Genomic DNA, 22,904 nt, shown 5'->3' on the forward strand with positions numbered 1-22,904 from the left:
TATAAGAGACAGGCTTGAGGGGACGAAGTCGATGTCGCGGGAGATGGCGTCGGCCGCCTGGACGACCAGCGGGACGAACCGCTCGTGCAGCTCGGTGACCGAGACCCGGCCCGCGTTGGCCGACACGTTGATGGCCGCGATCACCGCGCCCGACCCGTCGCGCACCGGCGCCGCGGCCGAGCGGACGCCCTCCTCGCGCTCGCCGTCCACGACCGCGTAGCCCTGCTCGCGCACCTTGACGAGCTCCGCCGCCAGCGCGTCCGGGTCGGTGATCGTGTGCGAGGTGAGCTGGTCGAGCCGCATCTCGCCGAGGCGTTCGCGCAGGCGGTCCGGCGGGAGGGCGGCGAGCAGCACCCGCCCCATGGACGTCGGGTGCGCCGGCAGCCGCGAGCCCACGTTCAGGACGATCGACATGCTGCGCTTGGCCGGCACGCGGGCGACGTAGACGATCTCCTCGCCGTCCAGCGTGGCGGCCGAGCACGACTCGCGCACCTCCTCCGCCAGCCGGCGCATGTGCGGCTGGGCCCGCTCCCAGATCGGCAGCGAGGCGAGGTACCCGTATCCGAGGCGCAGGACGCGCGGCAGGAGCCGGAACCGCCGGTCGTCCACCTCGGCGAACCCGAGCCGGACGCAGGTCAGCAGGATGCGCCGGGCGGTCGCCCGGGACAGGCCGGTGAGGTCGGCGGCCTCGCTCACGGTCAGCGTCGGATGGTCGGCCGAGAACGCCTCCAGCACGCGGAACGCCTTCTCGACCGAGTCGATCACATCCGGGTCCTGCCTTGACATTCCTTGACTCCCGACTCCAAAGTAAACTACCGACGCACGAACGTTCGTCAGTAGAACAGATTCCGGCGGACAGCACCTAGTCTCCGGCACCCGGGCCGCGCCCGGGCACCCGGGACGCGCCGGACGGCCCTGGACGCCCGCCAGAACAACCCGCCGATCGACGGAAGGCCCATCGTGACGGAAGGTCTGCTCTACGTCCTGTCGCAACCGCGCGGCGGCGACGAGGCCGGGTTCCACGACTGGTACGACAACGAGCACGGCCCCGCCCGGCTCGCCCTGCCGGGCGTCCACCAAGGTCACCGGTACCGCGCCGCCGATGGCGAGGCGCCGTCCTGGCTCGCATGGTACGACCTCGACCTGGAGGTTCTCCATACGCCCGGCTACCGGCGCCTGCGCGAGCGGCGCAGCGCGCGGGAGACCGCCGTCATGTCCGCGCTGGAGACCCTCGACCGCCGCATCTACGAGCTGGTGGACGACCACGGCGCGCCCGCCGCCGGGCCCCCGCCGCTCCTGCTCGCCCGGGCCATGACGGTCGAGCCCGCACGGGAACCCGGCTTCGACGCCTGGTACGACGAGGAGCACATCCCGTCCCTCCACGCGCTTCCCGGCTGGCGCAGGACCCGCCGCTACGTCCTCGTCGACGGGAAGGCGCCCCGCTTCCTCGCCCTGCACGAGATCGACGATCCGGGTGTCTTCGCGACCGACGCCTACCGCGCCGCGACCAGCACCCCTTGGCGCGCCGAGATCATGCGCACGGTCACCGCCGACGAGCGCCGCGCCTTCGCCTACCACAGCACCTTCCGCACCGGCGGCGCGACCGCCGCCGCCGCTCCATGACTCACCACCACACTCATCGGGGGACCTACATGCCTGCCCGCGTCGACGCGTTCCGGCCCGCGGACCTGACCGCCGAGCAGCGCGAGCTCTACGACCGTCTGCTGGACAGCGCCCGCGCCACCGGCAGCCGCCCGTTCCCGCTCGCCGACGAGGAGGGACGGTTGCGCGGCCCGTTCAACGGCATGCTGCTCAGCCCGGAACTCGGCAACGCCCTTCAGGAACTCGGCACCGTCGTCCGCTACGGGACGGGTTTCACACCGCGGCAGAAGGAACTGGCGATCCTCGCGGTCGCGGCGCACGAGCGCTCGGAGTACGAGTGGGCCGTCCACAGCCACGCGGGCCTCAAGGTAGGCCTCACCGAGGAGCAGATCGCCGCCGTCCGCGCGGGCGCCGACTGCCGCCTGGACGACCCGCTGGAGGCCACCGTCCTCGCCGCCGCCCGCGAGCTGGCGGCCAGCGGCGACCTCACCGACGACAGCTTCACCGAGGCCACCGGAACCCTCGGCCTCACCCGCCTCTACGAGCTGGTCACCCTCGTCGGCTACTACCGCATGGTCGCCGACCAGCTCCGCGTCCTGCGCGTCACCGACTGACCCGGCCCGCCGTCAGGCCGCGCGGTCAGGCCGCGCGGTCCCGGCGCGCCGCAGCCGTCCTGACCTTGTGCCAGGCGGTGCGGACGTAGCCGTTCAGCCGCCCGCTGATCCGGCGCGCGGTGGGGAACTCCGTGCCGAGCAGGCCGAGCCCGGCGAGAATCGCCACGACGCCGGGCCCCGGCAGCACCAGCATCGCGACACCCGCCAGGATCATCGCGGTCCCCGCGACCGCCACGGCGACCTTCCGGATCACCCGGACGGGTCCCCGGCGTCTCGCGTCCGCCGCCGAACCGGCCCGCGCCTCAGCTCGCTCCATCGTGGTCACGCAGCCTCCCCGAATTCCGGCCCCCTGTCTTGAGGGACGATCCGAGCAACCGTCCAAGATCCCGATACGCCCTCAATGTGGCCAGAACCACATCTTCTGAACGCACGATCACGTCCCCCGCACCGCCGGAGACGACAACGGGCAGTGACCGTGATGGGCGCGGCGGCCGGTGAGCGTGGCGGACCGGTGGCGGCGATGGTCACGGCGGTGGCGGCGGCTAGCATTTGGCAATGAAGATCCGGTTCGCCGCTCTCCGGGCGCGTGGCCGCGACGGCTCGGTGGCGCACCGCCTGATCGCGCGGGCCTGGATACGCCTCGGTGGACGGGTGCAGTGGCGGCTCGCCCGGCTCCGGCACCGGACGTTCCTGGTGTACGCGGGCGGGATCGTCCGTGACGACCAGGGCCGGATCCTGCTGCTGCGGCACCGCCTCTGGCCCGCGTACCGCGCCTGGGGGCTGCCCGGCGGCTACGTCGAGGCCGGTGAGCGCCTCGAAGACGGCGTCGCCCGCGAGGTGCGCGAGGAGACGTCCCTCGAGGTGAAGGTCAGCGGTCCGCCGGTGGCGGTCGCCAGCGGTTTCCGGCACCGCGTCGAGGCGTACTACGAGGCCCGCGTGATCGGCGGGCGCCTCGACCTCGACCCGGCGGAGATCCTCGAGGCGCGCTGGTACCCGCTGGACGACCTGCCGGACGAGATGTCCCGGCCCCTCCGCAACCTGATCACCTCACTCGTCCCCCGGCGCCCGGCGGTCTAGGGCTGATCGCCGGAACCCGGCGCTGAGGGCTCCTCGCCCGGTCCCTGATCGGGCGGCTCCGGCTCCGACGGCGTCTCGGTCTCCGGCGACGACGGCTCCTCGCTCGGGGGCGGGGCCGGTTCCGTGCTCGTGTCCTGATCGGACGGCCCGTCACTCGGCTCCGAGGGCGGTGGCACGTCGGTCGGCGGCTCACTCGGCGACGGCGGCGACGGAAGCGGCGGCACGCTCTGCTCCGGGTCGGGGCTCCAGGTCGGCAGGTCTGTCAGCCAGGGCTCGCAGTCGACGCCGTCATGGTCCCGGTCCTCGTACCAGCGGTATTCGGGGTCCCAGCCCCGGACGTAGGGACCGTACCCGTGGGCGTTGGCCTGCGCGCACGTGTCGAAACGCGGGTCGACGCCGTCGGCAGCGCCCGGCTCCGGAGTCGACGGCCCGCGCGGAGGCGGTGTCTCCGGCGTGCTCGGCGGGACGGTGGAGGGCGGTGCGCTCGTCTCACGCGGGGCGACCCGCTCTGACTCCCCGGAGCCCGACCCGCACGAGGAGGTGACGAGACCGACGAGCAGGACCGCGGCCAGGGCGGCGAGGACCGAGAGGAGACCGCGGTACCGGCGTGCGGCGCGGTCAGGCGGTGGACGGGGTGATTCCGGCATGGTGCGACCTTCGCGAGTGGAGTCCGCCGCACCAGAACCTCAGTTCACCGCAAACACCACGATAAGCACAGAAGTAGCACGTATCACAGGGGCCAACTGTCCTCAAATACCGCGCTTGACCTCAAGGTGAGTCGAGGTTCCATGCTGGAGCCATGATCCTCACTGACATCGAACGCGAATACCTGGCCACGCAGCGCCTCGCCCGGCTCGCCACGGTCGGCCCCAAGGGCGACCCGCAGAACAATCCGGTCGGGTACGCGTACAACGCCGACACCGGCACGTTCGACATCCGCGGCTGGAACCTCGCCAAGTCCCGCAAGTACCGCAACGTCCAGGGCAATGATCAGGTGGCGCTCGTCATCGACGACCTGGCCTCCGTCCGGCCCTGGCGGGTACGCGGCATCGAGGTGCGCGGACGCGCCGAGACGATCGTCGAGGACGGCCCACGAGGCCCTCGCTCCGGCGAGGACCTGATCCGCATCCACCCGCACACGATCTTCACCTGGGGCCTGGACCCCGCCGTGGAAGGCATGGTCAAGCGCACCGCCGACTGACCGTCCGCCCACATCGAGGCGCCGCCGGGTCTAGGCTCGACGATCGCGTTGCGCACCGCGCCGCGCGAACCGGACCGGATGGGACGCGGCGATCCCCTTCCCCGCCGCGTCCATCGCGCCGACCCGCCTATCGGAGACCTCCTCGAATGGCACCGGAACGTGAAAGGGAAACGCGGATCGGCAGGTGATCTCGGCGGTAGGGTCGGGCGACGCTTGGCCATAGGAGGAGCTGACCATGGCGGGTCCGGTACCGGAGCAGATCGAGCACTACGTGCAATTGCTCGACCACCTGAACCGCACTTCGGTGTACCCCCCGGAAAACCTGTCGTGGACGGTGGTCCGTCCCCACCAGGCGGGGTTGACGGTGCACGAAGTGGTACGCCGGTTGAACGGTGACCCGGAGGCGCTGACCACACGCCCGCCGGCCGAGACCGACTACGACGAGGACGCGGTCTTTCTCGAACAGCGCGGCGACGCGATCATCATTCTGGGGTACGGCGGCGCCACGGCCGAGGTGGACGTGCTGCAGCGGCTGAGCCAGGGCGCCACGGTCCATTCGGTCTTCTGGCTGATCAACAACTTCAGCAGGCTCTACTATCTCGCGGACGGCGAGCTGATCACCGAGGTGGACACGCTGTTCCCGCTGGACCGGCTCGGCACCGATCCGGAGGCTCTGACCGGTCACCTCCACGCGCTGGGCGACCTCCGTTCCCGCATTATGGCGAACACCTACACGGGCCCGGATCTGGATTGGGAGATCGCCCTGGCCACCCTGGAGTCGCTGACGGGCGAGAGGCTCGATGCCGACTGGTTCGCCCGCCCCCAACTGTTCGCGGAGGCGAACCGCGGATAGCCTCGCGCATTCCCCGTCTCCGGTATCACCGCTGCGGTCCGGCCGGTTCAGGAAAGGGAGCAGGGCAGGTGTTTGATGCCGTTGAGGAAGTTCGAGCGCAGCCGGTCCGGTGCTCCGGCGGCGTGGACGCCGGGCGCGCGGCCGAGCAGTTCCCGGAATATGGCCGTGACCTCGCTGCGGGCCAGGTGCGCGCCCAGGCAGTAGTGCGGCCCGGGCGCTCCGAAGCCGAGGTGCGGATTGGGCGAACGGGTGATGTCGAACCGCTCGGGGTCGTCGAAAACGGTCTCGTCGCGGTTGGCCGACCAGTAGTACAGCAGTAGTTTGTCGCCCTTGCTGAAATGGTGGCCGTTCAGTTCGCAGTCCCGGGTCGCGGTGCGCCTCATGTAGATGATGGGCGAGGCGACGCGGACGATCTCGTCCGTCGCGGTCGCCGCGTACCGGTCGAAGTCCCCGGCCCACCGCCGCTTCTGCTCCGGATGCTCGGTGAGGAGCATGAGCCCGTGCGAGATCGCCGTGCGGGTGGTCTCGTTGCCCGCCTGCAACAGGATGCCGAAGAACGAGCCGAGTTCCCTGGCGGTCAGTTTCTCGCCGTCGATATTGGCGTTGACGAGCTTGGACGTCAGGTCGTCGCCGGGGTCGCCGGCGCGTTCCGCGGCCAGTTCCTTGACCATTCCCGCCAGCTCGGCCGCTGCGGTGAGGAGGGCGGCGGGTTCGCTCTCGGCCTTGTCCGGGGTGTATTCGGGGTCGCCCGCGCCGAGAATGATGTTGGTGCGTTCGGCGACGAACCGGTGCCGGCTCTCCGGGACGCCCATCATCCGGCAGATGATGGTCAGCGGCAGCCGCTCGGCGACGTCGGTGACGACGTCGAACGTGCCGCGCCGCGGGAGGCCGTCCACGATCTCGGACGCCACCCGCCGGATCTCGCCGTCCAGCCGCTTGATCATGTTCGGGGTGAACGCCCGGGACACGATCCGGCGCAGCCGCGCGTGCCGCGGGTCGTCCATGTTGATCATCGAGTCGAAGAACTCGATCGACTCCGGGGGCCGCTCGAACACCATCACGCCCTCGGCGCTGGAGAAGTCCTCCGGCCTCCGGCTGGCCTCGACCACGTCCGCGTGACGGGTCACCGCGTAGAACCCCGGGCCCCGCTTCGCCCACCGCACGCGCGGCTCCGCGAAGAACCCGATCGGCTTCTCACGACGCAGCACCCCGAACGCGGCGGCACGCTCGGCGTAGGGGGCGGCCCAGAAGGCGCCCTTGGACAGGTCGATGTCGGCCGATCCTGGCAAGCCGCCTCCTCGCGCGCTCAGAGCTTGCGGCCCACACCCGCGTACGCCGGGATACGGCCACCGTAACCGGGCGCCTCCTCGGCCGTCGCGCCGGACCGCTCCTTGAGCCGCACCACGGTCGAACGGTCCGGGCCGGGCTCGTCGGGACGCCAGCCGGTGAGCCACGCCAGCCCGGGATCCACGAGTTCATAGCCCTTGAACAGTTCGTGGATCTCCCGGTGTGTCCGCAGGTGGACGGGGGTGGCGGTGCGGCGGTAGATCTCCTTGGCCCGCGCGGTCTCCTCGGGCCGTGCCTTCTCCAGCAGGTCCCCGGTCAGATGGGAAACGGCCAGATGGCTCCCCGCCGCGGTCGCGTCCCGGTACTGCGCGACGATGCCCTGCGGGTCGTCGGAACCGTCGACGAAATGCAGGATGGACACCATCATCACCGCCACCGGGCGACTGAAGTCGAGGAGCGCCCGGGTCGTCTCATGCCGCAGAACCGTCTCGGGACGGCGCAGATCCGCCTCGACCACGCCGACATTGTGCGGCGTCCGCACCAGTGCGCGGCTGTGCGCGCAGACCACCGGGTCCCAGTCGACGTAGACGACCCGGGCGTCCGGGTTCACCGAAAGCGCCACCTCGTGCACGTTGTTCTGAGTTGGCAGCCCCGCTCCCAGGTCAAGGAACTGCGTGATTCCCGCCTCGGCGGCCAGATACCGCACCGCCCGCACCAGGAACGCCCGGTTGGCCCGCGCCCCGGCCTGCGACCCCGGCATCACCGCGATGACCTTCTCCGCCGCCTCCCTGTCGGCGGCGTAGTTGTCCTTTCCGCCCAGGTAGTAGTCATACATCCGAGCGACATTCGGAACGGTGACGTCGACGCCCGACGGTGGGCTGCCTTCCCCCATGGACGGAACCTTTCGTCCGAACCGAGCGGCCGACTCTGATCAACTCATCATGACAGGGACGCCAATGCGCGACAAACCACCAGATGATCACACAATGTCGCCGGACTTCGGCGCGGCGTCACCCTTGCCAGGTAAGAGGCACAAATCCTTCGCCCCTCTGAGTGAGGACTCGACAACGCGCCACCGCCCCAACCTGCGCATATTCATCTCACAGAGATCAGGGCACTGTGTCCGCCCGGCCGGGGCGGTAGCGGGCGAGGAACAATTCGTAGTCACCGGCGAGGGGCGGCAAACTTTTGAACCGTACAGGCCCTGGCACTGACGGGTCAAGGTGCCAAAACCTGCACCGGAAGTCGAGTTGCTAGCAGCAGCCATGAGCGGGGTCAAGTTCCGAAAATTGCAGGGAGAAGAAAGGTCTCTTCTAGCTGCTGTGAATCGAAGAATGCGGCTTTGTCCACAAGACGCCAAACCACAGCCGTTGACACGAGTAAGAGTCGCAATCGATGATCCAGCGTGTATCCGGATCTGCTTCCTGGATACGTCCCCCGCCTCCCCCCGCCGACACGCCCGAGCGGACGGTGAGCCCCGGCTCAAGAGAAAAGGAGTCCCTGGATTGGCCGACCTGAAGAGCGACGAAGAAACCGTGTACGACCGTCTGCCCGGCGATGTGCCGCCGGTGGCGAAGCTGATCGGATGGACCCTGCTGAGGCTCGACAAAGAGGCTCAGGCAATTCACCTCTCTTTCCATGCGGCGACCGAATTCGTCAACCCCGGCGGCACGGTTCACGGCGGATTCGTCACCGCCATGCTGGACGAATGCATGGGATCGGCGGTCGTCGGACTCTACGAGGCGCGGTTCCTCCCCACCACCGTCTCCATGACCACGGACTTCATCAGGCCGGTTCCCGTCGGAAAGCTCTTCGGCGAAGGACGCGTCACCTCGATGCTCGGCAAGTCGGCCTTTCTCGAAGCGCGCCTGACGGACGCGCAGGATCAGACCCTCGCCCGCGCGACCGGCGTCTACCGCCTGCTGCCCTGGCCGGAGGCCCTGCGCCCTATCCCCGCCTGACACGAACCACCGCCGGCGCCGTCCGGCAGGACATCACCATTCCGGAAACCGAACCGAAAGGACCCTCGCGATGACCAACTTCGAGACGCTCCTCGCCGCGACCCAGAGCGAGTTCGACAGCGAGATCGGGCAGAACCCGCTCATCGAGACCGTCGTCGGCGGCCAGATGAAGCGCGAGCACTACGTGGCCTACCTGCGCGAGACCTACCACATGGTCCGCCACACCTCCCGGATGCTGTCGCTGGCCGGAGCCCGGCTCGACGACAACTACCGCGATTTGCGCGACTGGTTCTTCGAGCAGGTCCAGGAAGAGAACAACCACGACCTGCTGTGCGTCAGGGACCTGCAGAACCTGGGCGAGAACGCCGAGGAGGTCCTGGCGGTTCCGCCAATGCGCGGATCGTGGGGGCTGATCTCACAGAACTACTACATGGCGACTTACGGAAGCCCGCTCGGCATTCTCGGCGTCGCGAGCCTGACCGAAGGTCTCGGCGCGGAGCTCGGCAAGTCAATGGCCCAGGTACTGCGGGAAACGTACGGCCTGGAGAAGAACCAGGTCACCTTCATCAAGAGCCATGGCGGATTCGACGCCCGGCATATCGAGGACGTGAAGCAGGCCGTCAACGAACTGCTGCTCAAGGACTCGGATCTGGACGAGGTCATCCACGGCCGCCGGATGACCATCTACTACTACGCCCAGATGTTCCGCGACGTGCTGGCCAGCGCCTAACCATCGCGTCCACGCGTTCATGCGTTCATGCGTCCACCCTTCACGTCTTCCACGTCTTCCACGTCTTTTACGGAACCGATTACAAGGGAGAGCCTCCTTGCCGCTCGAAGCAATCGCCGTCCTTGACGATGGCGATCCGACGACCACGGCCACCTACGCCGCGGCTCCCAGAGACGAGGAGGTCTTACGGGAGCTGCAGCAATACCAGACCCATGAAGTCGCGGAGGCGCAGGAGATCGACGAATACCGCGATTTTCTGAAGAACGCGCTGAGACCGCTCGGCCTCTACAGCGACGAGTTCCTCCCCGACACCGCGTCCACCTGCTACAAGATCACGTTCGATCGCGAGCTGGTCGCCATCTTCCGGCTCACCCCGGTGGCGCCGGACTCGGCGCTGCACCGGATCATCCCCGGCGCCGCGGGGAAGAGCGTTCTCCAAGTGAACAACATCGCGGTCGACAAGGCGTTCCGGGGCGACCTCCTGCTGGGCATCATCCTCCGCAACTGCGCCGTCCTGTCCCACTCGATGGGATTCGACTTCGTCGCCGGTGTGATCCGGCAGGAGATCCTCTCGTGGTTCACCGACTTCGGGACGATTCCGGTCAGGCACGAGCCCCTGCATCTGCTCGGAGACGACGCCGTCAACGACTTCGTCACCTACTTCAGGACCGACAGCCGGGAATGCGTCGACTACGCGATAACCCGTGGCTACCACTATTTCCATCGGAAGGTGACGATGAGAAATATCAAGGCCGATGTGAAACGCGCGCGCCGCCGCGCGGTGGACGGGGAGCTGGCGCTCCATGGCTGACCCGGAGGCCGAGCGGCAGGACCAGGCCGCCCCAGCCCTGCCCTCATCCGTGCTGCTCCTGGCACCGCTGCTCCAGATGATGGCGGCGAAGACGCTCTACGCGGCGGCCGAGCTCGGCATCGCCGACCTGGTCGCCGCGGGCTCGCACACCACCGGCGAACTGGCGGAACGGACCGGCGCCCACGCGCCGTCCCTGCGACGCCTCCTCCTCGCCCTCACCGGACAAGGCGTCCTCGTCCAGACCGGGACCAACCACTTCGATCTCACCGAACTCGGGCAGCCGCTCCGCACGGACGCGCCCGACTCGGTACGGGGCACCCTGCTGATGGCCTGCGGTCCGGAAGCCTCGCGGAGCTGGGACCAGCTCGTGCCCGGCCTGCGGACCGGAACCACGGCCTGGGATCTGGCCCACGGCGTGAGCTGGACCGACTACTACGCGCGCAATCCAGACCGCGCGGCGATCTTCAACCGCTCCCAGGCCGAGCACACCCGCGACTCGGCGCCCGGCATCCTCGCGGCCGCGGACTTCGGCAGGTTCCGGGAAGTGGTCGACATCGGCGGCGGGGACGGCACCCTCCTCACCCACATCCTGCGAGCCCATCAGGACCTCCAGGGCGTGCTCTTCGACGTCCGGACCGGCCTCGCCGACGCCGACGCCACACTGTCCGCCGCGGGAGTCGGGCAGCGCTGCCGCGTGGTCGCCGGCGACTTCTTCGACAAGGTTCCGGAGGGCGCCGGCGCCTACCTGCTGAAGGAGATCCTGCACGACTGGGACGACGAGCAGTCCACCGCGATCCTCCGCGGCGTCCGCACCGCCATGCCGTCAGACGGGCGTGTGCTCCTCGTCGAGCGGACGCTTCCGGACAGGGCCGTCGCCGGGTTCAACGAGACCCACTGGTACCTCCGCGACATCCTGATGCTGGTCGTCACCGGTGGACGCGAACGCACCGAGAACGAGTTCTTGCTTCTGCTCAAGGCCGCCGGATTCAATCTGGACCGGATATCCGAGCCCATACCACCGTTCGGCTACCGCGTGATCGAAGCCTCACCGACCTGAGCCGGGACGCCCCGCTCCGCGCTGCCCTCAGCCCTCATCGGACGGAATGGACTTTATCCGCGCGGTCGCCGACGCCACGGCCACGGCTCGTCCATCGGGGCCGAGAAGCTCACCGGCGAGAAAACAAACATCTGCTCCGCGCTTGACGATCCGTCCACGCCCTACAAGCCGCCCGGGGAACGCGGGCCGTAGAAACTGCACGTGCAGATCCAGTGTCGGCGCGAACTTCCCCTCTTCCAGGGTCGCGACCAAGGCCGGTCCCAATGTGTCATCGAGCATCGCCGCCAGGAACCCTCCCTGGATCACGCCGGCGGGATTCAAGAACTGCTCGCCCGCGGCGAAGGCGACCTCGATGGTCCCCGCCTCGGGATCGACCTCGACCAGTTCCCACCCCAGCGTCACCGCCGCCGCAGGCGCGGGAACCCGCCCCGCCTGAACGTCCCAGAAAACCCCACGCCTCTCCCGATCCACACTCACGCCCCCCGCCACGATGGCCCACGGCCCTTGAAGGAACAGACACCACAATGATGCCCGGATCGGCAGTCACGTCGGACCCTGCTCTCGGAGAGGGCGCTAACGTGCCGCACGGTAGTTCGCGTATTCGCGGGCGAGGACGTCGAAGGGCAGGGACGGCCAGCGGCTGAGCGCCCCCGTGCGCCGGTCGACGATCAAGAGCGGGGCGGGGTCGTCATGGGAGCCATCGGCGGCGCGGGTGACGAAGCCGTCCGGGAACTCCTCGACGATCACCGGCACCGGACCGGCACCACGGCTGAAGTAGGTCTCCGCGCGCCGCCACGCCTCGGCACGGTCGACGCCTCCCGGTTGGACGGTGTACGCGGCGAGCACATGGTTGACGCCGTGCAGGGTGCGGCACTCGCGCGTGCCGCAGCCCCGGCAGATCCCCCCGCCCTCCGGGGCGCGGCCGGGGCGATGCGCGGCGAGCACGCAGCTGAGCGCGGCCGTGCACGCCAGAACGAGACGACGGGACCCGCCGACGAACTCGCGGCTGTAGGGGTCGAGGCCTCCTCGCTGGACGAGCTCGGCGTCGATGGCGAGGACGTCGGCGCGCATCGCGGCGGTCATGGCGGCGTGGACGCGCTGGTGGACCTCGTAGTGCGTCCGGGTGGCGGGTTCCGTCACGCGACCCAGCTCCCCGCGAAGGCGGCGGTGACGGTGCGGCCCTGGTCGTTGCCGTACCAGCCCCAGCTCGCCGCGGTGAGGGAGACGGTGCGCAGTCCACGTCCGGACTCGGCGAGGGCGGCGGCCTCGAGCGCGGTGGGCTCGGCGGGGCCGCCCTGGTCGATGACGGACACGGCGACCAGAGCGCCGTCGTAGGTGATCTGGACGACGAAGGAGCCGCCGTCCTGCCCGGACTTGGTGTGCCGCAGCGCGTTGACGACCAGTTCGTCGGCGGCGAGCAGGACGTCGTCGAGGTAGGGGCAGTCCGCCAGCAGACAGCCGACGAACCGGCGGACGGAGCGGGGCCTGCTCGGGCCCGCCTGGGAAGGACCGCCGCCAGCGCAGCGGCGCGGCCTCCGCCGCCGTGAGCATCGTCAGGGACATCGGAACACCTCGGGTCGTAACGGATCTGGTTTGCGGATCTTTCGGGTCACCCCTGCTCCGCACGCCGATCGTCACAGAACGTCGTCGTCCGCGCACGATGAATCCGCGCACTATCGGTGCTGGCAGGCACATTGGCACACGTGCCTCTCGGACGCCCAAAACTCGCACGTGCGGAAATCAGACCGGAGATCTCGCATGACCTTCCCGGGAAGACCACCGTCACCCGGATGGCACGGGGCTTCGGCCAGGCGAATTGGCTTCCTCTACTGCGATTCGGCGGGCGAGGCGAGCTATCTGGGAGCGAAGTTCGTCGGGCGGCGATGACAGGTCGAGCGCGGTCTCCACAATGCGCAGGTCGCCACTGCCGGTAATGACGTGAGTGTGCGCTTCACCCTTCGACGCGTAGAGCAGATAGCCACGGTCAAGCCCCATCGCCGTGCAGTAGGCGAGGATCTGATAGAGGTCCTCCTGCGGGGTGTCTCCCGTCTTGTATTTCGCGTCCACCACGGTGGAGGGGCGCCCATCGGCGCGGGCGAGGACGAGGTCGGGGCGGAGCGGCACCCGCCGCGCACGATCGAGATGATGGCGTTTGTCCTGGAGCGTCACCGTGCCGCCGTAGGGCCGCAGCGCTTCGGCGAGGGCAACGCAGACGAAATCCTCGAAAACCCGCCACATCTCCAGCATCAGTCCGTCCACCCGCACGGTCGCGGCGTCCTCGAGTTCGTAGGACGCGCCGCGCAGGACAAGGGCCGCCAGCCCGAGTGCGGTGTGGTACCGGGCGTTGAGCCGGGACGGTGTCCAGCCGGGCGGCGGGCGGCCGGGTACGAGCCGTTCGACTCCCTCCAGCCGCAGCGGCAGGTGCCGGAGAAGCCGTCGCGTGCCCGCGGGGACGCCCGGGAGTACGAGCAGCCGATGAGCCGCCGCGAGGAGAAGCCGGTTCTCGGGGATGTCGGCGGTGTAGTCGTCGTACCGCACCTCGACCGGTATGGGGAGGCCGTGGCGGCGCCGGACCTGATCGATCATACGTATGCGGCCGCGCACGACGGGCAGAGCCTCTTCCGTTTCGCGGTATCCGAGCAGCACGCCTTGGCGCAGGGCCCGTTCCGCGGCCCGCGCGAAGGCGTGGGCGAGAGCGGGCAGTAGGTCGGGGCGTGCACCGGCGTCCACCTCCTCTTGCCTCCAGCCGCGAGGATTCTGGGCATAGCCGAGGAGGAAGAGGAGCCGGTCGATGGGCGTCTTGGGCTCGACGCGGATCTCGACCGGATCGCGCACGGGTCCGATCCGCGCGGCGCCGACGAGGCCGTGGTCACGAAGCAGCCACAGCCCGGGGCGCGGCCCAGGCGCGACGCGCACCAGACGGGTCGTGGAGAGGACTGCCGCCTGCTCCGACGTGAGTTCGTGTTCGGTCCAGGGCCCGCTCTCGCGGAGCCGGACGATGGTCACGTCAGCCGCCTCCGCAGCGCGTCCAGACCGTACCGCGCCGGAACGTCGGTGCCGTCGCCGTAGTGGTGTTCTTCCAGCAGTGGCAGGATCTGCGTCCGCCAGATCCGTTCCAGGCCGGTGTCCGTGGCGGCGCTCTCCCGCATCAGGTAGGACGGGCCGACCCTGAAGTCGCGGTCCTCGATGCGGCTGTTGAGTTCGCCGAGCAGCCGCGCGGGCTCGTCCGGCATCTCGTTGTCGGCGAGCCAGAGCGCGAGCATGTCCCGGACGGGCGGCGAGTCGGGGTGGAGCTCGGTGAACCAGAAGCGCCGCCGCATGGCCGTGTCGACGAGGGCGATGGACCGGTCGGCGGTGTTCATCGTGCCGAGGATGATGACGTTGCGCGGCAGGGAGAAGCCCTGGTCGTCCACCCCGCTGTACAGCACGTTGACCAGTTCGTCCCTGTACTCCAGGAGGAAGTACAGCTCACCGAAGATCTTGGCGAGGTTGCCGCGGTTGATCTCGTCGATGATCAGCACGTAGGGCCGTCCGGGATGGGCGAGGGCGGCGGTCACCAGCCTGCGGAACGGCCCCCGCACGAGGTCGAACGCGACGGTGCCGTCGCCGGTCCTGACCGGCCGGTAGCCCTCGAAGAAGTCCTCGTAGGAGTAGGCGGGATGGAACTGGACGAGCTGGACGCACTCCGGCCGGCCGAAGGTCAGGTGCCGGGCGAGGTGCCGCGCCAGGTAGGTCTTCCCCGTGCCGGGCGGGCCGTAGAAGATGAGCTGGGGCCGTTCGCGGAGCAGTTCGACGCACTCCTGCAGCCATTCCCGGCCGACCAGCAGTTCCCGGGCGAGGCCCTCGGTCGCGTCAGGGAGGCGCATCACCCGCTCGGGAACGTCGACGGGCTCGCCCAGCAGGTTCTCCAGTTCCGGCAGGAACGGGGTCAGCTCGACGATCTCGGCGTCCGGGTTGCCGACCAGGACGGAGAACTCGTCGGGGAGGTCGCCGTAGTCGATGGGCCGGTCGGCGTTGCGCCAGTTCACGGGTCGTTGCAGGTTGGCGCGCTCGCCGACGCTGTTGACGAAGGACGGGCTCCCGTCGACCACGCCGAGGTAGATGGCGCTGCCGTCGTTCGTGACGACGACGTCGTTCTCCCTCATGCGGGAGAGGAAGGCGTGGAACTCGGCGGCCCGGTGCGCCCGCTCCTCCGTGCCGGCACCGGAATAGTCTTCCCGCACCGCCTCGGCGATCTCCTCGCGGGACGCTCCGGCGGGCAGGTCCCGCAGCCGGGACGCGGCCAGCGAGCACACCCCTTCGACGAGCCAAAGGTCCCTGATCAGGTCACCGCCGGGGACGGCGGACGCCCGGATCAGCCACGCGCGGCGTGTCCGTTCCGCGCCGGGCGATCCGGGCGGTCCGAGCGGTGCCGCCAGGTCGGACGCCGGCATCCAGCGCTGCCCATCGGCCCTTTGGTCCGGGGCCAGGACACCGTCGTCCCCGAGCAGGGTGAGCCATTCCTCCCGCTCCGTCTCGGTGAGATGCGCCTCCGGCGGCGGGCCGCCGTCGTCGGAGAGCAGCCTGTGCCAGCCTTCGGGCCGGTCTCCGAGGAGCAGTCCGAGGAGCGGGGTGGCCTTGACGCCGACTTCGGACGCGACGTCCGCCAGTGAGGTCCATCGTCCTTCCGGCAGCGCCTCGGCCAATGCCGTGGCGCGCTGGAAACGGTCCCTGTGCCGCTCCCAGTACCCGTACACGCGCCCTAATTCGGCGTAGAAGGCTGAGGCGTCCGGATGTTCTTCGAGTGCCCGGCGGCCCAGCCCGGTCGGAAACCACATCCGCCGGCTCTTGTGCAGCCACCCCGCCTTGACAAGCCCGATGCTCGCGAACTGGAGGGCGAGATAGGAATTGTCGTACCAGACGTCCCCTGCGATCTCCTGCCAACGGGGTCGAGGGTGGGGAGCGTGTCGAGCAGGCGGTCATGTAGGTCGCGGTAGCGAATCCCGGCCGGCGGCCTGCCCGGACCGGCGTCCGTCAGGAGCCGCACGGCGGCGAAGACCATCTCCGCGGTGATCTCGTTTCGACTCGTCACATGGACCAAGGCTGGCAGAACCAGCCAGGACATTCCAGTTCATTCACCGACTTGCCTGATTGGCACGTTCCAATCCTCGTCCCGCGCCGCCCGCCCGCCACCTCTCTCGCGCGCACGACATTCGCACGTGCGAATGTCGTGCGTCCCTTTATCTCCTTAATTGGTGGTGTGTCGCTTTTTTGCAGCGGAACGCAGAGAGAATGCCGCTGTCCCCTTCAGAAACGACCGGTCGGAGCGCGATGTACAGGAACCCGGAAGAACCGCCGCCCTGGATCCGGAGGGAGGAGAACGGATGCCCGGTGTCCCTTCCCCAGCAGGCCTGGATCGAGGCGTCGCTGCAATGGTTCGTCCGCGAATTCGGCATGGCGAAGGTCTCGCACGGCCCCGTGCTGCCGACCCGGGATCTCCCGCCGCACGGGTACAGCGGAACGAACGAGGACATCGCGGCCCTGGTGTGCGGAATGGCCGAAGCGATGCAGCTCGGGGTAGACCTCACCCTGGTGTTCTTCGACCGGACGGCCGAGAGCGAGGAGGCGAAGCGGAAGGCGCCGCGCACCGTCGGTCACTACTACGTCGAGGACGGCCAGACGATCATCGGCCTGGACGTGACGGACGCCGCCGACCCGGAGTACGTCACGGCGATCATCGCGCACGAGATGTCCCATGTCCGGCTCCTCGGCGAGGACCGCATCTCCCCCGACCGCAAGGACGGCGAGCGGCTCACCGACCTGCTCACCGTGTTCTTCGGCTTCGGCGTCTTCACCACGAACGCGGTGATGCGGTTCGGTGAGGTCGCCAAGCGCGGCTTCACGGTCCACCCCCTGGGCTATCTGGACGATCGCATGCTCAACGCCGCCCGCAACGACGGCTACTCGCGGCTCGGCTATCTCACCCAGCGGGAGTTCGGCTACGCGATGGCGTGCTACGCCTGGCTGCGGCACGAGACCAGGCCGGCCTGGGCCGTCCATCTCGACCCGGGCCCGCGCGCGTACCTGCGACAGGGCCTGGCGTACCTGGCGACCGACGGCGCACCGGGAGAGTTCCCGACCCGCAGGCCCGGGGCCGACCCATCCGCGGTCCGCGTCACACCGAAGCTCGGCAAGCCCTGGCTCGACGTCCCGTACCCGAGGCACATGCTCGGCGACCGGCCCCCGGACGCCCCGGGGGACCGTCCACGATGACCTTCGCCGCCGGTCGAGGCCGTGCTGCCGAAGATCTGACGGCCCTCCTGAACACCAGGAGCACGGCCGGGAGCGGCTGAGGACCGGGGGCGTGTCCGGACCGGCGGGCATGCGTCCAGGATCGGTCACCTCGCGGAACGGCCGGCAACGTCGCCGCTCCGGTCGAAGACATGGTCAGTGGCCGGGAGACGCGCCCGCCCGGCGGTGGGATACCTCCGGGCCGCAACCCCGAACCAGAGGAAATTCACGCGGGCTACGACACTCCGGACGGCGACCATGGGAAGATCGGGACCGGCCGCCCCCGTCAACAAAGCGTGCCCGAAGCACGCAAGCATCGCGGCCATCCGGCGCCGATCGCGCAGTCCATCCCTCGATAACTTTTTGAGCAATGAATTACTTGCTGGTTGATATTCGCGAGAACAACATCCTGGCGCTGCGGCACTTCCTGCTGGAGGGGCCGGAAGCCTGGGTGCCGTTGAAATACGAACTGCAGAAGGACGACGAGACCGCCGCAGGGTACGTGTCGCTGCTCCTGGGGGCCTTCAGCGTCGCGGTACGCCGGAAGTTCTCGCCGGTCTGCGCACTGGCCGACATTGCCGGTTTCGTCGCCGAGCTGCGGGTCAAAGCCGAAGAGGACACGGTCCCACTCGACCTGGTCCTCACCGAGGACGCCATCCGCCGTGCCGTCGGCGCTCGACCGCTGATGCAGGACTCCGAGTCGGACGACGACCTGACGACCGTCCTGAACACCAAGGTTTACGTCCTCCTCCATCTCGTCGCCGAAGCCGGCTTCACGAGGGCGGACCTGGAGGAGTTCGTCGAGGACGTGGCGGCGTACACCAGGGATTGGCTCGCCGCGCAGCGCCCGACACCACCGGCCTACCTCCTCAGCGACAAGCCCGACGAGGCCCGCATGGCGGACCGGCCCTGACCCCACTCGGCCGACGAGACCGGGGCCGGCGCGCAGGAACCGGCGGCCGCAGCTCTCGGGCCCGCTGGAGAGGCACCTGCGGACGGACGAGGGTGGACCGGGAGGCAGACCCTTGCACGTCATCGTTCAAACAACCCGGGTCTAGAGGAATCGTCTACATCGCGTGGGCCGGACCCGAGAGCGGCGCACATGTTTTCAACGTGAAGAATGTCGGAGGTAAGGTGCGCTTCGTCGCTGGACAGCCTACTCCACCCGTCCAGGATGCTTCCCATTACTTTGCTCGGGGACTCGGCACGAAGAATCTTCGAGTGGATGATGCGCCGGCCCCGCGGAACAACGCGATCAAGCCTTTCCTTGAGCCGTAAAGGCCCGACCTGCCTGTGGAGGAATCTTGACCGTCACCTACGAGCAGGCCCGCGAGATTGTCCGCGCGCACTTCGAGCCTGGTTGGACACATGGCACCTTCTGCCTTGACGACAGGACAATCGGCCAGAACGAAGAATTCTACGTATTCAACGTTGGTGCACGCGAGTTCATTGTGGACGGCGACGAGTCATACGCGGTGGTGGGTGGCGTGTCCATCGTGTTCAAAGAGGACGGTCGAATAGGATCCAGGCCGTCGGCCGTGATCGCCAATGATCCGTCCATCCGGAGCAGGCCGAACCCGAACCCAACGCTTGAGCTCTGAGCAAGAATCGCCGCCCCGGTTCACCGAGCCCGGTCCAGCCGCTTTACTCGGTATGGTGCCTCTGCACGACAAGTCCAGAAGGCCGAAGAGGACGCGAGCCTGATCAGCCCGCTCACCGCCGATGAGCATGATCCATCGTGCCGTGGCACCGCTCCACTGAAGACGGCGGATTTGATGACATGTGAAGCGTCCTGAACACCGAGGTCTACGTATTGCCGCGCGGCGGGCTGCTCAGCCTTCGGCGCCGACCACCAGTTGACCGCCTCGTCCGGACGGGCGATCGGGCCGCGGGCGTCCTCGGGGACAGGGAACACCACGGCGTCGTGGAGATCGGCCACCGTGACCGGGGGCCGGAGCGGATGGCGTCGAGGAGCGACTCCTGGCCGGGTTCCAACCGGACGGGGAGGCCCACCACATGTAGAAGATCCAAAGGGTCGTCGTTGGACTCGCGGGTCCGGTCCGCGCGTTGATCAGGTCGAGCGTGGTGGCGTCCTTCCGGCGGCGCGGACGCCGCGACCCCTATCCGGCCCACCCGCTCACGACGCGCATGCCTCTGCCGCATGGGCCCCTGCGGGTAGTGCGGGACTCCCGGCGTCCGGACGGCGGGGCGCGGCACGCATCCCGCCTTTCCCTCATCAACGAAACGCCTCCCACGCGACGCCCCACCGCCTGGCCGGGCCGTGGGAGCGGGCGTCCTCGGGCCGGCGCCCGCGACGGGCGGCGTCCCCGCCGACCCGGACAAAGCACACATCGTCATATCGCTTGAATATCGGCCGTCCACGCTCGCGACTGCCGCTCCGGCCCCGCCCTCCAGGCAAAACCATCGTTTCCGGCATCCACCGGCAACGGGCCCGGGGGGATGCTCCGGTGTGACCGGATTCGTCATGTGCAAAGTTCGCACGTGCGCGCTTTCATTGGGGGCGGTGTGCGCCCCGATGTCGGCCCCGCACGTCAGGCGCACGCCCGGCGAGCCGTCCGCGGACCGGTTCGCCTTCCCCGAATGGAAGGGCTGCGAGCGTGGGCGTGGAGCACGGCGACGGGACCGATACCGGCACCAAGCCCACGGCCTCCGACCGGCCCCACAGCGTCCCGCCCGACAACCCCGGCTCCCCCGGCCAGCCGTCCCGCCTGGAAAGCCGAGCCCGGGCCCGCGAACCGCAGCAGGACAACGGCACCCAGCCGGCCGAACCGAAGGACACCGCCGCTCCACCGGGCCGCGAGCGCGACACCAGACCCGCGACCGGGCAGGGCGGGAGCAGCGGCACCACCCAGGAACTCCAGCCCGAAGGCGGCCGGGCCGAACGCACCACCCCCGCCGAAGGCGGCTACACCGTCCCGTCCGACAACCCCGGCTCCCCCGGCCGTCCGTCCCGGCTGGAGAGCTGGGCCCGCGCCCGGGAGGTCCAGCAGGACACCGCACAGGACGGCCAGACCACCGGCGAGCGCAACGAAGAATCCGCCTCGCCGCGGAACGACAGCGGGACAGGGAACGGCGAGGCGACCGGCGGGCCCGAGATCCCGGGCCGGGACGATGGCGAGGGCGAGACCCCGAAGGGCGACGGCACCGTCCAGGATCGCGGCCCCTCCACCGGTGCCGCGACCGGCGAGACCGGACGGTTCCAGGATCGGGACGCGGAGCCGTTCAATCGGCCGGACGGAGCCGAACCCACCGACCGGCCCCGCCCCGAGCGGGACCAGCCCGCGCCGGAGCAGCCCGCGCAGGCCCCGGACCAGCCGTCCGCCGGGCCACAGGAAGACCGTCCGGACACCGCGCCGGGCACCCCCGAACCCGGCGACCGCGACACCCAGCCGACGCAGGACACCGGACAGCCCCCGCAGGTCCCGGACACGACCGGCGGCGACACACCGTCCCCGCCGGAGAACCGGCCCGACGAGCCCGGCGACGGCCCACCGGACGGCGAGCCCACCGAACCGCAGGAACCGCGCGCCAATGGCGAAGCCGCCGACAGCGACCGTGATAGGAAAGCCGAGGACGACGGCACCGAGCCGTTCCCGGACGAGACCAGCGAGACGAACCCGAATGCCCCCGCCAATCCCATACTTTCCGATGTCTACACCGACAGCCAGGGAAGACTGCGCATCGAACCCTGGTACGGACGAGAACAGACCGGCGAGACATCACCGGCCGAAACGGAAACAACGGACCGGTCCGGCCTCCCAGCCCGCGAAGATCTCGACCCAGCCGGAGCCGGGAACGAAGCCGGGCGCGGCGAACTCCGCGACCCGTCGGACGACCCCGCAGACCGCGACCTCCGTGAGAGTGATCCTGAAAGACCATCACGTGGACGTGAAGGTCTTCGTAGATTTCTGAACACCGCGGAAGACGCAAAGGAATCACTGAACAAATTCTCCGAACCGGCCGAGAAGAACTTGGAAAGAGTCGAGCCGACAGGTCAACACAGTGAAGCTCGCCCTGATAACGACCACATATCGGCACCAAATCATGCCGCCAAGGCGGGAGACGTCACCATCGGGGCGGTCAGTACCGCCATAGTTTTGACCGAGATCGTTCGTCACGGCGTCAGTTACATGCGAGGACATCTAAGGAATAGACATGAGAATAACCGATAAACAGGTGGCGGTCCTGCGCGCTCAACTCGTGGGCAATCGCGAGGAGCACCTCAGGTTGGCGGATCAGCTCGATCCAGATGAAGCGAACGTCTGCTATACGGCGCTGGTCGCTGCCGCCTTCATCGAGGCAGCCGAGGAGCGCTTCATCAGGAATGGGGACGCAGTCGACCATTCAGAGGTCATCGACTTCGTCGCTCAGGTACGAGAACGAGCCGACGAAATGCCAGACATCATTGATCCGCAGATCGCCGAAAGTATGATCCTCGACCTGCTCGGCAAGGGTTCGATGGTCGACGCCGATCCAGACACAAAGTTTGGTCATCAAATAGTCCTGCTGGCTGCGCTGGTGGGTGAGAAGCAGTTCACCGAAGACCAACTCGACGCCTTCTTGGGCAACGCTCGGGCCCTCGCAGATGAGTTGCTCCAATAATGGACTATTCGGCCGTTGAGATCGGCGAGGAGAACATCCTGGCGTTGCGGTCGTTCCTCCGTGAGGGGCCGGAGGCTTGGGTGCCGCTGCAAAGCGAGCTTCAGAAGGACGATGAGACGGCGGCGGGCTACATGTCGCTGGTCTACGGGGCGTTCAACGTCGCGGTGCGCCGGAGGTTCTCGCCGACCTACACGGTTGGTGACATCGTCCGGTTCGTAGCCGACCTGCGGATGGCGGCCGGGGAGGACGCTGACCGCATCAACACCCTGGTAGCCGAAGACATGATCCGCCGCGCCCTGGACGCACCCCGACCCAAGGACGACGGTGGAGACGACGTCGGAGACGTCGTGCGTGCTGAAATGTACATCCTTCTCTACCTCATCGCCGAAGCCGATCTCGACCGGGCGGGGCTGGAGCAGTTCATAGATGAGGCCACGGCGTATACCGAGAAGTGGCTTGAAGCGCGGCGGGACGAGGCGGCTGCTTCGCCCTTCTCGAGGACTCGCTGATACCAAGGATTGGCCTGCCGTGCGGTCGAGTGCTTCTTCCTAGGGGAAACTGGTCCGGTCCCTGTGCTGATGAGGTAGGAGCGTGCGCCGTCCGGGACGGTGGTGCCGGTTGCGGCAGGCCGGGATTCCGCTGTCGGGTGGTTGGGGGCTTTGTACTCCCGAGGGAGTTTAGGAAAGGCTCCGTTCGTCAGCGGGTTCTGATCTGCTTTGGCTGGACGGGCGGCGCCTGGCGGATGACACGATTCGGGCACTTCTTTCGGATTCGCCTCCTCCTCGTGGGCGCTGATTGTGCAGGCTGTCTGGCATGAA

General features: G+C 68.7%; 25 protein-coding genes. 15 read left to right on the plus strand and 10 right to left on the minus strand.

From position 1 onward, the window contains the following. A partial coding sequence (locus ETD83_RS18670; RefSeq protein WP_138646414.1) for an IclR family transcriptional regulator domain-containing protein occupies nt 1–786 on the minus strand: 786 nt, incomplete at its 3' end. A 174-nt stretch (nt 787–960) separates the two neighbouring features. Here ETD83_RS18670 and ETD83_RS18675 point away from each other — a divergent pair. Next, on the plus strand, nt 961–1,623 hold the full coding sequence (locus tag ETD83_RS18675; protein ID WP_138646415.1) for a DUF4286 family protein: 663 nt from the start codon (nt 961–963) through the stop codon (nt 1,621–1,623). Nucleotides 1,624–1,652: 29 nt separating this feature from the next. Further along, a complete protein-coding gene (locus tag ETD83_RS18680; RefSeq protein ID WP_230421010.1) occupies nt 1,653–2,216 on the plus strand; it encodes a carboxymuconolactone decarboxylase family protein in 564 nt (187 codons plus the stop codon). 25 nt (nt 2,217–2,241) lie between these two features. On the opposite strand, the gene ETD83_RS18685 is transcribed toward ETD83_RS18680, so the two are convergent. Then, nucleotides 2,242–2,532, minus strand: coding sequence for a PGPGW domain-containing protein (locus tag ETD83_RS18685; protein ID WP_138646445.1), 291 nt, complete (start codon nt 2,530–2,532; stop codon nt 2,242–2,244). Nucleotides 2,533–2,771: 239 nt separating this feature from the next. On the opposite strand from ETD83_RS18685, the gene ETD83_RS18690 reads away from it, so the two are divergent. Further along, nucleotides 2,772–3,293, plus strand: a complete 522-nt coding sequence (locus ETD83_RS18690; protein ID WP_138646417.1) for an NUDIX domain-containing protein — start codon at nt 2,772–2,774, stop codon at nt 3,291–3,293. On the opposite strand, the gene ETD83_RS18695 is transcribed toward ETD83_RS18690, so the two are convergent. Beyond that, entirely contained in the window at nt 3,290–3,940 is a 651-nt protein-coding gene (locus ETD83_RS18695) for an excalibur calcium-binding domain-containing protein (protein WP_138646418.1), read from the minus strand. The genes ETD83_RS18690 and ETD83_RS18695 overlap by 4 nt on opposite strands. Nucleotides 3,941–4,092: 152 nt before the next feature. On the opposite strand from ETD83_RS18695, the gene ETD83_RS18700 reads away from it, so the two are divergent. After that, the gene (locus ETD83_RS18700; protein WP_138646419.1) at nt 4,093–4,494 is read left to right on the plus strand and encodes a PPOX class F420-dependent oxidoreductase; all 402 of its coding nucleotides are present in this window, start codon (nt 4,093–4,095) and stop codon (nt 4,492–4,494) included. A 235-nt stretch (nt 4,495–4,729) separates the two neighbouring features. Beyond that, complete coding sequence (locus ETD83_RS18705; RefSeq protein ID WP_138646420.1) at nt 4,730–5,347, plus strand: DUF6461 domain-containing protein; 618 nt, start codon at nt 4,730–4,732, stop codon at nt 5,345–5,347. 47 nt (nt 5,348–5,394) lie between these two features. Here ETD83_RS18705 and ETD83_RS18710 read toward each other — a convergent pair whose 3' ends face one another. Then, nucleotides 5,395–6,636 (minus strand): cytochrome P450, encoded by a 1,242-nt coding sequence (locus ETD83_RS18710; RefSeq protein ID WP_138646421.1) that lies wholly within the window; start codon nt 6,634–6,636, stop codon nt 5,395–5,397. A 17-nt stretch (nt 6,637–6,653) separates the two neighbouring features. Beyond that, on the minus strand, nt 6,654–7,526 hold the full coding sequence (locus tag ETD83_RS18715; protein ID WP_138646422.1) for an SAM-dependent methyltransferase: 873 nt from the start codon (nt 7,524–7,526) through the stop codon (nt 6,654–6,656). A 613-nt stretch (nt 7,527–8,139) separates the two neighbouring features. Between ETD83_RS18715 and ETD83_RS18720 the strand changes: the two genes are divergently transcribed. The 4 genes from ETD83_RS18720 to ETD83_RS18735 all read left to right on the plus strand — a co-directional run bounded on the left by ETD83_RS18720 (nt 8,140) and on the right by ETD83_RS18735 (nt 11,193). Next, nucleotides 8,140–8,595 carry a PaaI family thioesterase gene (locus ETD83_RS18720; protein ID WP_171064317.1) on the plus strand — a complete coding sequence of 152 codons (456 nt, stop codon included), beginning with the start codon at nt 8,140–8,142 and terminating at the stop codon, nt 8,593–8,595. 70 nt (nt 8,596–8,665) lie between these two features. Next, entirely contained in the window at nt 8,666–9,325 is a 660-nt protein-coding gene (locus tag ETD83_RS18725) for a TenA family transcriptional regulator (protein WP_138646424.1), read from the plus strand. 97 nt (nt 9,326–9,422) lie between these two features. Next, on the plus strand, nt 9,423–10,136 hold the full coding sequence (locus tag ETD83_RS18730) for a hypothetical protein (RefSeq protein WP_138646425.1): 714 nt from the start codon (nt 9,423–9,425) through the stop codon (nt 10,134–10,136). Then, nucleotides 10,129–11,193 (plus strand): methyltransferase, encoded by a 1,065-nt coding sequence (locus ETD83_RS18735; RefSeq protein ID WP_138646426.1) that lies wholly within the window; start codon nt 10,129–10,131, stop codon nt 11,191–11,193. The genes ETD83_RS18730 and ETD83_RS18735 overlap by 8 nt, the downstream gene beginning before the upstream one ends. 27 nt (nt 11,194–11,220) lie before the next feature. Here the strand turns inward: ETD83_RS18735 and ETD83_RS18740 are convergent, their stop codons facing one another. From ETD83_RS18740 to ETD83_RS18760, 5 genes are all read right to left on the minus strand, one after another. After that, entirely contained in the window at nt 11,221–11,670 is a 450-nt protein-coding gene (locus ETD83_RS18740) for a PaaI family thioesterase (protein ID WP_205717756.1), read from the minus strand. 96 nt (nt 11,671–11,766) lie between these two features. Continuing rightward, on the minus strand, nt 11,767–12,333 hold the full coding sequence (locus tag ETD83_RS18745; protein WP_138646428.1) for a hypothetical protein: 567 nt from the start codon (nt 12,331–12,333) through the stop codon (nt 11,767–11,769). Further along, entirely contained in the window at nt 12,330–12,647 is a 318-nt protein-coding gene (locus ETD83_RS44585) for an ATP-binding protein (protein ID WP_329602885.1), read from the minus strand. Before ETD83_RS44585 ends, ETD83_RS18745 begins: the two co-directional genes overlap by 4 nt. Nucleotides 12,648–12,975: 328 nt before the next feature. Beyond that, on the minus strand, nt 12,976–14,199 hold the full coding sequence (locus tag ETD83_RS18755) for an McrC family protein (RefSeq protein WP_138646429.1): 1,224 nt from the start codon (nt 14,197–14,199) through the stop codon (nt 12,976–12,978). Beyond that, complete coding sequence (locus tag ETD83_RS18760; protein WP_138646430.1) at nt 14,196–16,010, minus strand: McrB family protein; 1,815 nt, start codon at nt 16,008–16,010, stop codon at nt 14,196–14,198. Before ETD83_RS18760 ends, ETD83_RS18755 begins: the two co-directional genes overlap by 4 nt. A 553-nt stretch (nt 16,011–16,563) precedes the next feature. On the opposite strand from ETD83_RS18760, the gene ETD83_RS18765 reads away from it, so the two are divergent. From ETD83_RS18765 to ETD83_RS18790, 6 genes are all read left to right on the plus strand, one after another. Beyond that, nucleotides 16,564–17,445 carry a hypothetical protein gene (locus tag ETD83_RS18765; RefSeq protein WP_138646431.1) on the plus strand — a complete coding sequence of 294 codons (882 nt, stop codon included), beginning with the start codon at nt 16,564–16,566 and terminating at the stop codon, nt 17,443–17,445. A 388-nt stretch (nt 17,446–17,833) separates the two neighbouring features. Next, nucleotides 17,834–18,376, plus strand: coding sequence for a hypothetical protein (locus ETD83_RS18770; protein WP_138646432.1), 543 nt, complete (start codon nt 17,834–17,836; stop codon nt 18,374–18,376). Nucleotides 18,377–18,767: 391 nt separating this feature from the next. Then, complete coding sequence (locus ETD83_RS18775; RefSeq protein WP_138646433.1) at nt 18,768–19,064, plus strand: hypothetical protein; 297 nt, start codon at nt 18,768–18,770, stop codon at nt 19,062–19,064. A gap of 1,017 nt (nt 19,065–20,081) precedes the next feature. After that, nucleotides 20,082–21,656 (plus strand): hypothetical protein, encoded by a 1,575-nt coding sequence (locus ETD83_RS18780; RefSeq protein ID WP_138646434.1) that lies wholly within the window; start codon nt 20,082–20,084, stop codon nt 21,654–21,656. Next, entirely contained in the window at nt 21,640–22,086 is a 447-nt protein-coding gene (locus ETD83_RS18785; protein WP_138646435.1) for a hypothetical protein, read from the plus strand. Before ETD83_RS18780 ends, ETD83_RS18785 begins: the two co-directional genes overlap by 17 nt. Continuing rightward, nucleotides 22,086–22,595: a hypothetical protein gene (locus ETD83_RS18790; RefSeq protein ID WP_138646436.1), complete on the plus strand. Its 510-nt coding sequence runs from the start codon at nt 22,086–22,088 to the stop codon at nt 22,593–22,595. Before ETD83_RS18785 ends, ETD83_RS18790 begins: the two co-directional genes overlap by 1 nt. Nucleotides 22,596–22,904 lie beyond the last annotated feature (309 nt).

Origin of the sequence: Actinomadura soli, assembly GCF_005889715.1 — a bacterium.
GTDB classification, from domain to species: Bacteria; Actinomycetota; Actinomycetes; order Streptosporangiales; family Streptosporangiaceae; genus Spirillospora; species Spirillospora soli.

Bases quoted from the DNA above. Each gene is read 5' to 3' on its own strand.
- ETD83_RS18770 (WP_138646432.1), top strand. From the start codon at position 17,834: ATGAATTACTTGCTGGTTGATATTCGCGAGAACAACATCCTGGCGCTG.
- ETD83_RS18680 (WP_230421010.1), top strand. From the start codon at position 1,653: ATGCCTGCCCGCGTCGACGCGTTCCGGCCCGCGGACCTGACCGCCGAG.
- ETD83_RS18735 (WP_138646426.1), top strand. From the start codon at position 10,129: ATGGCTGACCCGGAGGCCGAGCGGCAGGACCAGGCCGCCCCAGCCCTG.
- ETD83_RS18715 (WP_138646422.1), bottom strand. From the start codon at position 7,526: ATGGGGGAAGGCAGCCCACCGTCGGGCGTCGACGTCACCGTTCCGAAT.
- ETD83_RS18685 (WP_138646445.1), bottom strand. From the start codon at position 2,532: ATGGAGCGAGCTGAGGCGCGGGCCGGTTCGGCGGCGGACGCGAGACGC.
- ETD83_RS18690 (WP_138646417.1), top strand. From the start codon at position 2,772: ATGAAGATCCGGTTCGCCGCTCTCCGGGCGCGTGGCCGCGACGGCTCG.
- ETD83_RS18695 (WP_138646418.1), bottom strand. From the start codon at position 3,940: ATGCCGGAATCACCCCGTCCACCGCCTGACCGCGCCGCACGCCGGTAC.
- ETD83_RS18725 (WP_138646424.1), top strand. From the start codon at position 8,666: ATGACCAACTTCGAGACGCTCCTCGCCGCGACCCAGAGCGAGTTCGAC.
- ETD83_RS18705 (WP_138646420.1), top strand. From the start codon at position 4,730: ATGGCGGGTCCGGTACCGGAGCAGATCGAGCACTACGTGCAATTGCTC.
- ETD83_RS18760 (WP_138646430.1), bottom strand. From the start codon at position 16,010: ATGTGGTTTCCGACCGGGCTGGGCCGCCGGGCACTCGAAGAACATCCG.
- ETD83_RS18700 (WP_138646419.1), top strand. From the start codon at position 4,093: ATGATCCTCACTGACATCGAACGCGAATACCTGGCCACGCAGCGCCTC.
- ETD83_RS18790 (WP_138646436.1), top strand. From the start codon at position 22,086: ATGGACTATTCGGCCGTTGAGATCGGCGAGGAGAACATCCTGGCGTTG.
- ETD83_RS18785 (WP_138646435.1), top strand. From the start codon at position 21,640: ATGAGAATAACCGATAAACAGGTGGCGGTCCTGCGCGCTCAACTCGTG.